Raw genomic sequence first — 12617 nt, forward strand, 5'->3', positions numbered from 1 at the left:
CAAAACATGCGGACTACCGGACGGGGACAGTCGGTGCCGCGTCCCATCCTGTGGCCGGCGCTATGCTGACGCTCCTACGGTATCCCGTTCACCGCCCGCGCAGGAGGGCGAATTTCCTCCGTCCTGCGCGCGACAACCGTCCACTGTTGCGGCCGCACGCAGGACTGCGGCTTATACGCCGTTCTTCCTTTGAGCGGCGTCCAGTTCGCAGGGCTAAATCACCATTGGTATGCAGACGAGCCTCTCGGCGTCTGGACAGAGATCAATTGCGCTTTGCACCAGGGTTCCTGGATCGTAAGCTCCAAACACGCTGCAGTCGCCTGATATGGTCCACTACGTTGGCCGGCTCATACGGCTTCGCAAGGTGCGGGCCTTCCTGACAAAGGTCGCCCGCCGCGATCGCAGTTCGTTCTACTGCGGCGGAAAGCACTATTTTGACCTCGGGCTTGTTCTCGCGAACCCACTTCGACAGTTGGAACCCGTTCATGTTGCCCGGCAGGTCAACGTCACACAAGACGGTGTCGACACCGAACTCCGCATAGTTCAACGCTTGTTGCGCCTCACGTGCGAAATGGGCCTCAATCACCCTGTAGCCACAGTGGCGGAGATAGTCCGCGATGACGCATCGGGCGATGACGTCGCCGTCAACCACGAGGATCGTTTGGCTCTGTTGGTTCGGGGCTTCCATTGACGGAGAACGGTCAGCAACCGGCAGGGTTCCACGCATCATGACCTGCGCGGGATGCCGACCGAAGATCGCGGCGAGATCCTGCACGAAATGATCCCTGCCGGCGGGCGCATTCAATTCAGCGGAGCGATGCCGCACTGGTGACGCCGTCTACCACCTGGTCGACGAGACGGGCTAGAAGACATGGTCTCGAAGCTCAAGGGCAGCCCATATCGCAGCGGCAAACGAGCGCTTGGCGCAAGATCAAGTGCTTTGAGGAAAAGGAAATGCAAATCATCGGTGCACAGCGCGAGCGCGGCAAAGCTACCCAGGTGATCATCGCTGAAAAGGGCCTCTATAAAGGCGGCGCACTCGTCAACTTCAGTGCCGATGAGCGGCAAGCGCTTTGGGATCGCGTCCAGGGCAAGGTTGGCGGCCCGGTCCCGAAGGGGCATAAAAAGGACAAGGCCGAGTGGCTGAAGCCCGGACTGGTTGGCTGGGTCAAGACCCTCAAAGGCGAAGAGAAGCTGGGGCACGCAAGGCTGCTGGATTTCCGGGAGGATGATGCAAATGGCCATGCCTAAGAAAGATCAGGAACGCGCCACCTACGCTTGGATGTACGGCGCCCAAGCGCGCAAGGATGGCAAGGAGCGTGAGGTGCCAGCTGGCTGCAGGGCTTGACGGTGTGGCGATGGACGGTTTTGGCAAGACCAAAACCGTCAACGACGAGATGGAGGCCGAGGTCGACGAAGCCGCCGTCGAGCGCCCCGACGAATACCATTTGGTGTATGAATCTGTACGGTCGTTTTTGATTGAAGAAAGGGTTTCGGCGGGCCTATAAAGATTGCGTTTACCATTGCCTTTTTTGGGAGGATGCGATGGTTGCAACGCCCATAGATATCGCTCAAGCGGCCACTGCGACTACGGCTACCTTGCTGAAGTGGCAGAAGTCCATGGAGGAACGCGCCACGTTTCGCCAGAACATGGATCAATCGCGCAGGGCGATCCAAGCCTCACGCGAACTGCTGAAGCGCCTTCGCCAACGTCATCGCGACGAGATGTCGGAAAGTTCGGAAAATGCCGACCCGTCTACTGCGCCGATATCGCAACGCGCCGGCAGCTAGCGGGAGGCGACCAGAGCCGATGTGATGGGGAAAGTTTCACTGGCCGTTCCTTGGGTGGGCAGGCAAGTTAAACTTTGTCAACGAGCGGCCTTTTTCGCGCTCGCGGAAGCGCCACGTTGCTTTCGACCAGGCGCACGTGCTCGGCGTCGACAGTCACCAATGGCCGGAGGCTGACGGTTACCTTGTCCCCGTCGATGCGTGTGACAGGGCCGATCAATTCCATATGCTGGCCAATCACAGCCTTCCAAGTCGAATCGACAACAGAATGCGGGAAGTCGTAGGAGGGGATCGTCACGCTTATGCGATCGGGCGTCACCCGGCCGCGCACAATCGCCGTGACTGCGACCTCGTCGCCAACTTTGATACTTCCCCGAGCCATGCCCAAGACTTTGGAGCAGCCGGCGCCGGCGTCAAGATGAGGGGGAGCTAATAAAACCCCTCCGCGCCGCGATTGTGGCGCAGGGCGATCCGATCGCCGCCAGCGACTTAGCAGACCAATTGACGACAGCGGCCGAGAAGCCTGGCATCCCTGCCGACCAAATCAACGGCGAAATCGAAAGCGTCTTCGAACTGCTCTTAGAGGTGATGCGGCGCGAGAGTTGCGCGAGGAGAACCAGCCCGGAGGCTTCTCCGGGGCTGTGCCGGTCCTGTCCCGTTCCAGCGGATGAACTGCGCCTTCTGACCGGTGACCGTCTCAATCGACTTCAACAGGGGTCCATGGGCCTCAGGTAGAGCTTGGCAGTGCTCCCTGTGGTACGCCAGGAGCGGCCCGGCGATGCTCTTGTGCAGCGCTTCGGCTGCCGCCAGGAAGCGCTCGATTTCAGCCCGGGAAAGCTGTTCGGAAGGTTTGTTCTGGCCATTGGCGCTCTCCATTGAGGGCGTCGCCGCAACGAGGACCATAATTCTACATGCCAGGCCGTCTGACAAGCGCCTCGCCGGCCTTACCCGAAGGAAGACGCAGGGCCACGGCGCCAAGCGGAGCCATCAGGAGCAACCCGCAAAGATGAGCAACGGCAGGCCCGGCGACCTCCTTTGGCACACGGGACAAACAAGAAGGGCGCCGAGCCTTACCGGCGCTGCTTTGTGAGGGAGACGACGCCGGATGATGAGAGTATGCGATCGTGCTAATCTCTGCGAACCATGCGAATGAAGGAAAGCCGCGTGGCAGTGCCAATCAACGACGTTGAGACCAAGGTCGGCGGGTGCGATCAGGTTCGGACCATGATGACGGGCTGGTGGGCCTGCACATGGTGGTGGCTACCGCGCTACCGCCTTGCTTTGCGCCAGCCGGCGGCCCATGCCTCTGCCTCGCTGCACAGCCAGCGCTCGCTGTACTGAAACTGATCGTCGTCTTCCAGTAATGCTCCTGCCCTGGAACGTGATAAATCGCTCATCGGTACTGGTGGAAATGTTGCCCTTGATATCGCAGGCTCCCCGCGCCGGCCGTGCGGGTGCCACTCAGCCAGCCAGCTGGGATGAGCCGGTCAGGGAACCATCACCAGCGCCGGCAGATATTGCCGTCGCCACATCCACCGCCGCTTTGCGTTCTTGCGCCAGCGGTCGGCCTGATCCGCACCTTGATGACGCTGGACTTTGCCCACGCCCTCTCCCCCGAGTGCAGAATGCTTCCAAAGCGGTAGCGAGTCCCGACCGGAACATTAGCGCCGACTAACGGTTATTTCGGCAGTGTTCCGAACCGTGATTGGTAGAGCGTTGGTGGCGTTTCATCTTGTCTATTTTTCCGGCCTGACGGCAGACCAGCTGCTAGGCAGCGCCGTTTCTATGATAGTGTGTTTGCTGCTTTATCACGCTCTAGCTACGGACCCCTAACTGATGGTCCACTTCCCGGCTACCCGGCAATCGAAGCTCGCGCGACGTTCCCGACTTTTTCAGCATGATGAGAAGCGCCTCTAGGATTTGTTGTGCGCCCGTAGCCAGTGCCCATGCATTCGCGACGATCTCTTGCTCACGCTCTGTCATCCCGCCCTCCTAAAATATGTGGTCGGAGCGTGCTTTAGAAAGCTTCGCCCCAGCAGGGGCGTGCTTGACGATTTCGGCGAACAGAAAAAGTCGCCGGCTCCGCCCGACCAGGCCGGGATGGTCGTTGGGAAATTTGTTGACGGCGCTCGTGTTCACCTCACGTCCAACGCGGTTGAACTGCAGCTGACCGTCGATGTCGTGGCTGAGAATGTCCTTGAGGCTGGTCCTTTGGTCCCCGGGTCCAGCCAGACGTCATAGTATGCCTGGTAGAGAATGAGAGGCTGTTGATCATGCAACTGCTTCATCGGTTCTGCGGCAGGCTCTGTGATGATGGTGCAGCTGGTTATGTCGAGATTGGAATTGTAAGCCCAAAGCCCGGCGAACGAGAAAGGCGCGTGGCCTGGCTGGGGCAGCGAAGGGAGAGGCAATGAGCGCGTTCGCTATTGTTCTCCCTGAGCAGCACGTTCACGCGGCGGGTGCTCGGCCGGCAATCTGGGGAGCATGGCAGTTGCCGGCGCGGTTGATGTCGTCGACAATATCGTGCCATTCTACACCGATGCCTCGATGAAGACACTGAAGTCCATGCCCGAGTTCAAGGCGGTCTTCATGGCCAAGCCTAAGGCCATGCGCGAAATGATCATGCGCGAATGCAATGACGCGGCAATGAGCAAGCCCTACGCCGAGTTCTGCGCCGACGTGAATTCCCTCCGCGGAATGCAGTAGGTCATTCACGGCCGCGCAGTTTGACCACGAGGTGGGCGAATTGCCCTTATCACAATGACTGTCAGCTTCCGCCGGCAACAGCGTAATGCCAGCGGTGACCGACGCCGGCCCAGAGACTCCCCGGGCCGCTCCTCCCCAGCCTCCAGGCGAGCAGGCCGGCATCGGTCAGTAAGGTCCCGTCGGTGTGCAATATATCGTTGACGCCACGAATTGCGGACGTTCGAAACCGGCGGTTGGCATTTCGTGTGACCAAATTCCGCGACTGTTTACTTGCGATCACAAGGCCCCGCAACCTGGAGGTTCCGAAGCGCCATACTGGAGTACCATTGGCGTGGTCACGCGATTTGAACCCGACAACGGTACTTGAACCAGACCAGGTTAAACGTCCGTTATCGTTTTGCGCCAGAAGCGGCCAGTCAGCTTCCGGCCAAATGCGGCAGCGCTCATACTACCATGCTCAAATACAGCTCGCATGGAACTAGTTGTCTTCTTGGGCCTTTGGTTCGCCAGACCATACGAGAGAATACGAGAGAAACGGCTTGGCGAACCATCCACTAACGTACTGATTTCCTGTAGAAAACGCTGACCCTCCGGGCCCACAAACTTACTACATCAATGGATTACGCTTAATTCTCAAAGTTTGAATTGAGCGTTATTGGCTAAGTCTTTCCGCTAGAGTGAAATGGCTTTGGGCCTGTTCGTCAATTTGTCGGTCTTTCGTTGGCGCCTGTCACAGTAGCTAAGCCTCCCGGTCTCGAAAGAACCTGCAACGATGCGTGCGGTAATCGGCGGCAACCACGTGCAATTAGGCGGGTTCTGAACTCCGTATGGCGAGGACACGTATGAAGACGACTACCTGGGCGCATCCAGATCGTCATCCATAAGAATACGCTCGGCCTCGGATCGCCAAGATCTATGGCCTTCCGCATGCGATGACCGATGCCGGCATTTCCTATGGGTTTCACGGGCTTACCTATAGCCATATCGCTTCGCAGCTTCGGACCCGCTACGGACCCGCAGCTGGCGGCAAGGTGATCGTCGCCCATCTCGGCAGCGGTGCCAGTCTGTGCGCCATGAATGCTGGAATAAGTGTTGGGTTTTCGACATTGGACGGCCTCGTCATGAGCACGCGTTGCGGCGCGCTCAATCCTGGCGTCACCCTCCATTTGCTGAATGACCGGAAGCTGCAGACGGACGATTGGTCACCCTTCTCTACGAGCAATCCGGCCTGCTCGGAGTGTCGGGGATATCCGGTGATATGCGACGCTAATCGACTCCGATGATCCTCTTGCCGCCGAAGCAGTCGATCTCTTCGTCTATCGTATCGCACGCGAGATCGGGTCGCTGGCCGCTGCGATAGGCGGACTGGACACGCTGGTGTTCAAGGCAGGCATACGCCAAAACGCGCCATATATTCGAGAGAGGGCCGGGGCTGTGGCCGGCTGGCTTGCGGTTAATATCGACCACAAGCTGAATGGGCGAGGCGACGAGGTCATCAGCCTTGCTGGTTCCGACGTCGACGCGCTTGTGATCCCCACCGATGAAGAGAGAGCCGTGGGGATCCAGCATCTGTGTGCCTCAAGCTTTGTCGCTCGTACCCTGAGCGCCGAACCTGATGCTACTCGCGCGGCGGGTGTCTCGACCTGTCAGGAGTTCGGCGGCAGCAGCATGGTCCGATAGCCGGCCATCAAGGCGATCAAGGTTGCTGCAACCAGCGGCAACCAGAACTTGGTCGGTCCGGCAAATACTGCCAGCGATGCGCGGCGATGCCGTCAGCACCGTCAGGAACCAGACCTCCCACGGGTTGAAACCGCCCATGGGTCAATCGTCCGGTTTGGCAACAAGGGCCAAGATGATCGCTGCCGCAGCCGTGCGGCAAGACATTTGCGGCGGTGTTCCTCCGGCAACGACTTGTTTCAGCTAGTTGTGGAGGTGCGACAATTGAAATCCGGGCTGGCGTTCGACGCCGGATAACAGCGATTCCGCCGATCGGAACATGTCCTCGAATTCCAACTCGTTTTCAAACACCACGCCGCCGACGCTGATGGTCAGCGTGTCCGCGGTTCCTTTTGGCGCGAAATAGGCTTGGGCCACGCGCGCCCGGATACGGTCGCCGATCTCCCTGGCGTCGTCTTCTGTCGCACCGGGCAGAAAGACCCCGAACATGGAGGTTCCGATCCGGCCCACCAGATCTTCCTTGCGTACCGATGACTGGATGGTCGAGGCTATGAGCCGCAAGGCTTCGTCACCCCAGCCAAGGCCGAAGCGCAGATTGATGGACCTGATGTGTTCGGGATGAATGACCAGGAAGGCGCCAGATCTTGGACCAGACGATTCCGGCCTGGTTGCTCTCCTTTCGACCATCGACGTGAAGACTGTCCGGTTGAGGCAGCCTGTCAGGCTGTCAAAGGTCGCCGACTTGTTGAGTTCTCTTCGATAACGGACGAGCTCGGTCCGCTGCAGTCCAATGAACAGGAAAAGTGGGCCACCGACGATGACCGGCAAGAGGATCGCTGTGACCATGCTGCGGCCGAAGGGCGTCAAGGCTTCCGAGAACAGAAGCAGATAATTTAGGCCAACCGAGAGGAGCAGAATTCCCGCCGATCCCAGGGCAGTCAGCCATGCGATATCTTTCCATTGCCGGGGCGAGCTATTCGCCATTGGTGTCATCATTAGCCAATCTCCCGCCTGATCGGCTGTCATAAGGCCAAGGTGCTGCACTTTCAGTTTCGAGGAAACATACAATTTTAGTAATGGCGCAATCACCTACCATCGGCCCGAAATCAGCCCTTCAAAAGCAAGGCTACGGCGGCAAAAGCAACGACACCGAATTATCGGCTATTGCGGCGGGCCGAATATCCCCATCTGCGCGTCTCTGGCCACTGCCTCCGCCTTGCCATAGATGCCACTCGCCAAGGCCGTCGCCCAGCCATTGGAAACAAGCCACGCGCCGACATCCTGCTTGCCCAAGCTGCACGGTGCCGCAATGGCAAAACGATCGATTTCCGGCGGCACGACGCATTTCAGCGCCCGGCCGCGCAGCCAGGAATTGAACGTCGCGCGCGCACGCTGGCCGCAAGGCCAGGCGATGCCACGAAAGGAACAGGTCTCATCCAGGTCAATGCCTTGGATCCCGCTGATGACTACCTTGCGCCCCATGGATTCGAAGGTTGCCGACGAGGTGGCAACCGGTTGGTAAAGCAAGACCCCTGGCCAATCCTTTGGCATTCGCATCCCTGCAGGCGCGGCCAGACCAAGGTCGCTGAGCGGCGGGCGCGGCTCGACCCGTTCGATTTGCGCCGAATCAAGCTGTGGCGGCGCGATAACGTCCTGAGCAATCTTGCGTGCCCGTCCTCGCCATGGCGTATTGGCGACGGTCGCAACTGGTCGCATTGGCTGGCTATCGTCGATGGATTGACGCGGCGCTGGTATCGGCCGATCGATGGGAAGCAGATCGGCGGCCCGGATTATCAACAAGACCCCGGACAGGAGCAGCAGGCTTCCGAGCAATATCAAGCGATTGTGCCTCAGCCAGCCCATCAACTCAAGCAAGGTTCCTTGCCCCTCAATACCCCGATGTCGATTTGGCGACCAGCTTGAGTGCACCTTTTCGAACCTGGTAGAAGGGCATGGATCGCTCACTGGAGCCATCCGCCCGAAACCGGAACAGGCCGGTCGATCCGCGAAATCCGCTCCGATTTTCGAGCACCTGCTTGCTGAAGCCGTCAGGCCCGGCCGAACTTGCAATTCCTGCTGTCAGGGCGACCATATCATAGGCGTAGGCGACATTGGCGTCGGCTGGATAATTGTAGGTCGTCTTGAAGCGGTCGGCGATCGGGCCGGTTTCGGTTGGGTCGAGCGTGGCGATGTAGGAGCTCTCAAACAGCGGCTCCATCGGATGTTCCAGCCAGCGGTTGGTTCCAATGACGGCGACTGCTTTTCCAGGAATGCCTTTCGTTTTGAGCGCCGCAAGGATCTGCGCCGGATTGTCGTCGCCGCTGGCGATGATGATGGCATCGGGAGCCTCGACCAGCGAGCCCATATCATTGACCACTTTGGTGCCGCCATCGCCGGCCGGATACGGAATGGTGACGGCGAGCGTCGCGCCATAGATGCTGAGGCTGTTGGCGACCCGCGTTTCAACCGCGCCGGCATTCGCTCCTGCCGCGACGAGCAACACGAACTTCTTGCTGCCTTTGGCCGCCAGGCCGGCTGCGCCCGCGGCCGCGCTGTCGGCCTCGTTGAGGCGCACCGCATAGACGCCCGGGCCGCCGGCGAAATTGTCGGCCAGCGCCAGCACCGGCGGTCGCTTCGATCCCGAGAGCTTGGCTATGTGCTGCGCGGCCGCGAGTTCGACCGGGCCGATGACGATCTTGGTTCCAGTGGTGATCGCCTTCACAGCCAATTCGCTGGCGTGCGCGCTGTCGCCCTTGGTGTCCTCGACCGTGACCGTGAGCAGGACATTTCCAAGGTCGGCCATCGCCAGCTTGGTCGCATCGAGCATCTTCCGGCCGTTTTCGCCGGCGACTCCCGGGGCCGACAAAGGCAGCAGCATCGTGACCTTCGTCGACCCGGTGCCGAGCGATCGCGTGGCTTGGGCCGGGCTGGCAGCGGTGCCGGCGGCCGGCGCTCCGGGTGCGGCGATCGCCGCCTGGTCGAGCGCGTCCGAGACGCTGCCTTTCGACTGGCAGCCCGACACTATGCCCGCTAACGCAAAGACGATCGCCCACGTCCACGAACCGTGTCGCTGCCGGCCAGAATCCATGATGCCTCCCTCATATCCCGCCGGGTATTTGTCCCGGTCTCATCCGTTCATCTTACGGCAGACTTGCCTCGCCGTCTTTGCAATTGCTGGATTATGGCTCAGCCGTCGAAAAGTTTTGCCCGGAGCGCCTTGATCATTCTGGCTTGCCCGGCGCTTCGATAGTCCGTGCATTTCATGTATCGCGGGCCCGGCACGAACAGTCGGCGCACACAAATCCGCCTCGCCGGGGCAGGGGCACCATCGTCTCCTGCTGTCGGGAATGCGGAGAATCCGAACGTCGCCACCGGTAGCGGGCCGGCCACCGCAAAACCTTCTCTCGCCAGGATTGCGCGCGCATGCCGGCAGTAGCGGACCGAAAGTTCGGAGAACCGGGTTTCACCGTGCCCGGCGCGATATTTCATGACGGTCGTGCAAAGATCGCCTTCGGCAAGGCTGTTTGCCTGCGCCAGATATCTGACGCCGAGCGCGATGTTGGTCGCAGGGACCGCGAGTTCGTCGAGCGAACCGCGAAAGCCAAGCATTCGCGCCGTCGCCGGCATCACTTGCATCAACCCGACTTCACCATCGGCGCCGTGCACATCGGGATCGAATCCGCTTTCGATCTCCATCACCGCGTGCGCCAGCACCGGCTCCAGGCCGTAGAGCGATGCCTGGCACGTCGCGAACGCCTTGAATGTCTCGCGCGTCCATTCCGGAGCGAAATCGCAGCGAACCGGCCGCGTCAAGCCGGACGGAGCTTGCTGCTCGAGGGCAGGTCGTTCCAGCCAGTTGGCACGGGCTTCAGGGGCAAAAACGGCCAGTGCGATCGCTCCGGCAATCGCTCTCGACAATCTTCCACGGGCGATCATCGTCAGCCTGTCGGCGCGACTTGATCCCTTTCGGTCAGTTCATGTACTCGACCATGCGGTCGTGGAAGCACTCGCACTTGTTGAGCGTGTCCTCGTCCTTGTAGTTCGTCTTGAGGTAGCCATAGGCCATGCCGCAGGCGACCTTGGCTTCCGACGCCCAGACGAAGGCGGGGCGGGACGAATTGATCCATTCCGAGCTGTTGGCGACGGCCACCGACTCGTCCATCAGCTTGACCACCTGGACCTTGAGATCGACGATGTTGTCGTTCAACACCAGGTTCGATGTGCCGACGGACCGGCAATAGTCGGCCACCGGCCCGTCGATGATGTCGGCGGCATAGCCCGTCGATCCAGCCAACAGCAGCACCGCGGCCGAAGCCAGCAATCTTGCACAACGCTTCATTTAAGTCCCTCTCCAAACTGCGGTTTTATGTTTCGCTAATATGTAGCATGAGAGTACGGCCACGCATAAGTGCTAAATCGTGGCCGTGTGCTGTTGATGTTGTGTGTCGTCGTAGAGGATGTTGATCGTGCCGGTGGCAGGCGCATTCTGCAGAACGGCGACATCCACGAAGTTGGCCGCGTTGCCCGAGCCGCTGGTATCGACGCTCACGGTGCTGGTCGCGGTGTCGTAATGCACATAGTCGGCCATGTTGCCGGCCGGCGCCTTGTCGAACAACGCGCTCAAGTCGATCTTGTCCCCTTCACCGGCATGGTAGTCGGCGATCAGATCCTTGATGTTTAGATTGTCGATCTTGAACGTGTCGGCTCCCGAAGTGCCGGCGATGGCGGCCGTGCTTCCGGAGCTAGCGTTATCGTAGTTGCCGAAGCCGATGTCGCCGACCGCGGCTATCTGACCGTCGGCGGTCGTGAAGGTGGCTTCGCCATAGGTCAAGACCGAGCCGTCCGCCGAAACCGAGTGCTGATTGTTGCTATCGAGGCCGATCTCGACGATACCCAAGGCGGCCAGAGATTTGAACTCGCCCGAATCCGACACGCCGTTGCCGTTGGCATCTTGCCAGACACCAAATTGCGCAAAGTCGTGGTCGGCGGCAGTCAGCTTGCCATCATGATTTGTGTCATAGAGCTGCTCGAGCGCGGCAAGGTCGGTCGCAGCGCCGGCGGCATGTTGGGTGAACACGATCTCCGAACCGTTGTTCACCTTGCCGTCGCCATTGAGATCGATCGCCAGGATACCGTCATGCGTATCGACCCAGGCGGTTTTCGAAGCGACGCCATCGCCGTTATAGTCGAACGAAACGGTGGAGTGCGTCAGATCGGTGGTGTGGATTCCATCATGGTTGAGGTCGAGTACGACCGGAGCGGCAATGGCAAAAGGTATCAGTCCGGCCGCCACGTGGACAGTGAAATTCGCCGTCGTTGTTGTGTCCCCGTCGCCATCCGTGAGTTGCAACGCGACCGGAATTGTATGGTCGACCGTGGTGCTCGTGACCCCGACATCCGTCAGGTTCAGCTTGGTCTTGCCCGACGACTCATAGGCGTCGACCCATGCGATCTGCGTTCCGGCAGGCGATGTGATCGTCAGCAACGTCGCACCGACCGCCGGAGTGAAGGAAGCCGTGGTTCCGTTGGTGTAGTGGGCGACGAACTCGATCTTGTCGCCGGCGGTAACCGCATCGAACGAAAACTTGGCATAGCTAACAGTCGCGAGGGTGATGGCCGGAGCCGTATAGCCGCCCGGGCCGTCATAGTCGTCCGGCGTCCCGAAATCGAAACGCATGAACTCGCCTCCGTCGAAATTGTTGTTGCCGAGGCCCCAACCTGCTGACGAACCGTTGACGTTGCTTGTTTGTGTCAACGATGGCATGCCGCCGGCCAGCCATGCCGTCTCGTGTGGTGAGGTGAAGGAGCCGCCGGCATCCGTTGGCGCCCATCCGGTCACCATCACGACATTCTGACCGCCCGCCGTCACCACGATGGAATTGCTGGGGCCGGAGCCGAAGGCGCCGCTCGATGCAACGGAGACATTACTGACAGTGCCGTCCAAAGGTGCCAAAAGGTCGAACGTGTACTGCCCCGACGTACCGGCATTCGGATTAACGGTGATGGTAAAGACCGCCGTGTCGCCTGCATCATGGCTTCCGTTGTTGTTGTTGTCGGCATAGGCGGTCAACACGCTGCCGGACTGCTCCGTGATGAGGTTGTGGCCGGCCGAAGTGATGCCTGTTGTGTTGGCAGTGACCGTCATGGTGGCCCCGGCGCCGTCGGCGCCGGGGACGAAGTGGAGTGTTCCAACGGCCGGCGTTTGCGACGTATCGGTGCTTGCCTGCTGGCTTTGCACGGTTCCCAATGTCGGCACGTCATCGACGATGTTGACGGACAGCGTGCCTGTGGCGTTCTGGCCGTCCTGGTCGGTGAGCGAGACGGCAAGGTTCTCGAACAGGCTGTTGGTGGAGGCGCCGGAAGCATGGGCCTCGTTGTCGAGCAGCGTGTAGGTATAGCTGACGGTGCCGGTTGCGGGATTGTAGCCGGTCACGTTCAGCGTATTG

16 protein-coding genes and 1 pseudogene are annotated in these 12617 nt (G+C 60.1%); 7 read left to right on the forward strand and 10 right to left on the reverse strand.

Going from position 1 to position 12617, the window contains the following annotated elements; all coding sequences use genetic code 11:
• Nucleotides 1-262: 262 nt before the first annotated feature.
• The gene (locus tag NKJ75_RS29955; protein ID WP_023753040.1) at nt 263-775 is read right to left on the reverse strand and encodes a response regulator; all 513 of its coding nucleotides are present in this window, start codon (nt 773-775) and stop codon (nt 263-265) included.
• A 179-nt stretch (nt 776-954) separates the two neighbouring features.
• Here NKJ75_RS29955 and NKJ75_RS29960 point away from each other — a divergent pair, with 179 nt between their 5' ends.
• From NKJ75_RS29960 to NKJ75_RS29975, 4 genes are all read left to right on the forward strand, one after another.
• Nucleotides 955-1251: an ATP-dependent DNA ligase gene (locus NKJ75_RS29960; RefSeq protein ID WP_023701099.1), complete on the forward strand. Its 297-nt coding sequence runs from the start codon at nt 955-957 to the stop codon at nt 1249-1251.
• Between the two features lie 107 nt (nt 1252-1358).
• Entirely contained in the window at nt 1359-1508 is a 150-nt protein-coding gene (locus NKJ75_RS29965) for a hypothetical protein (RefSeq protein WP_023815062.1), read from the forward strand.
• Between the two features lie 37 nt (nt 1509-1545).
• Complete coding sequence (locus tag NKJ75_RS29970) at nt 1546-1791, forward strand: hypothetical protein (protein WP_023714697.1); 246 nt, start codon at nt 1546-1548, stop codon at nt 1789-1791.
• A gap of 1161 nt (nt 1792-2952) precedes the next feature.
• Nucleotides 2953-3129: a hypothetical protein gene (locus tag NKJ75_RS29975; protein WP_155929682.1), complete on the forward strand. Its 177-nt coding sequence runs from the start codon at nt 2953-2955 to the stop codon at nt 3127-3129.
• On the opposite strand, the pseudogene NKJ75_RS32905 reads toward NKJ75_RS29975, so the two are convergent.
• Nucleotides 3057-3219 (reverse strand): annotated as a pseudogene (locus NKJ75_RS32905) (sunset domain-containing protein); the annotation flags it as partial. The gene NKJ75_RS29975 and the pseudogene NKJ75_RS32905 sit on opposite strands and share 73 nt — an antisense overlap.
• Nucleotides 3220-3923: 704 nt before the next feature.
• Entirely contained in the window at nt 3924-4199 is a 276-nt protein-coding gene (locus NKJ75_RS29980; RefSeq protein ID WP_245265753.1) for an SOS response-associated peptidase family protein, read from the reverse strand.
• Between the two features lie 73 nt (nt 4200-4272).
• Here NKJ75_RS29980 and NKJ75_RS29985 point away from each other — a divergent pair, with 73 nt between their 5' ends.
• From NKJ75_RS29985 to NKJ75_RS29995, 3 genes are all read left to right on the forward strand, one after another.
• A complete protein-coding gene (locus NKJ75_RS29985) occupies nt 4273-4494 on the forward strand; it encodes a hypothetical protein (RefSeq protein ID WP_023744445.1) in 222 nt (73 codons plus the stop codon).
• Between the two features lie 932 nt (nt 4495-5426).
• On the forward strand, nt 5427-5777 hold the full coding sequence (locus NKJ75_RS29990) for a hypothetical protein (RefSeq protein ID WP_352500542.1): 351 nt from the start codon (nt 5427-5429) through the stop codon (nt 5775-5777).
• A gap of 52 nt (nt 5778-5829) precedes the next feature.
• On the forward strand, nt 5830-6174 hold the full coding sequence (locus NKJ75_RS29995) for a hypothetical protein (RefSeq protein ID WP_352500545.1): 345 nt from the start codon (nt 5830-5832) through the stop codon (nt 6172-6174).
• Here the strand turns inward: NKJ75_RS29995 and NKJ75_RS30000 are convergent.
• The 7 genes from NKJ75_RS30000 to NKJ75_RS30030 form a co-directional block, all read right to left on the reverse strand.
• Nucleotides 6073-6312: a hypothetical protein gene (locus NKJ75_RS30000; RefSeq protein ID WP_023696398.1), complete on the reverse strand. Its 240-nt coding sequence runs from the start codon at nt 6310-6312 to the stop codon at nt 6073-6075. The genes NKJ75_RS29995 and NKJ75_RS30000 overlap by 102 nt on opposite strands.
• A 102-nt stretch (nt 6313-6414) precedes the next feature.
• Entirely contained in the window at nt 6415-7167 is a 753-nt protein-coding gene (locus NKJ75_RS30005) for a GGDEF domain-containing protein (RefSeq protein ID WP_023687765.1), read from the reverse strand.
• Nucleotides 7168-7332: 165 nt separating this feature from the next.
• Nucleotides 7333-8046 (reverse strand): thermonuclease family protein, encoded by a 714-nt coding sequence (locus NKJ75_RS30010; RefSeq protein ID WP_352500543.1) that lies wholly within the window; start codon nt 8044-8046, stop codon nt 7333-7335.
• Between the two features lie 13 nt (nt 8047-8059).
• On the reverse strand, nt 8060-9259 hold the full coding sequence (locus NKJ75_RS30015) for an ABC transporter substrate-binding protein (RefSeq protein ID WP_023736104.1): 1200 nt from the start codon (nt 9257-9259) through the stop codon (nt 8060-8062).
• 98 nt (nt 9260-9357) lie between these two features.
• The gene (locus NKJ75_RS30020; protein ID WP_023699960.1) at nt 9358-10107 is read right to left on the reverse strand and encodes a lytic transglycosylase domain-containing protein; all 750 of its coding nucleotides are present in this window, start codon (nt 10105-10107) and stop codon (nt 9358-9360) included.
• 34 nt (nt 10108-10141) lie between these two features.
• Nucleotides 10142-10510, reverse strand: coding sequence for a hypothetical protein (locus NKJ75_RS30025; RefSeq protein ID WP_023834007.1), 369 nt, complete (start codon nt 10508-10510; stop codon nt 10142-10144).
• Between the two features lie 72 nt (nt 10511-10582).
• Nucleotides 10583-12617: SPM autocatalytic domain-containing protein (locus NKJ75_RS30030; RefSeq protein WP_352500544.1), on the reverse strand; the 2035-nt coding region annotated here is incomplete at its 5' end.

The organism is Mesorhizobium sp. M0058, assembly GCF_040323095.1.
Lineage (GTDB): Bacteria > Pseudomonadota > Alphaproteobacteria > Rhizobiales > Rhizobiaceae > Mesorhizobium.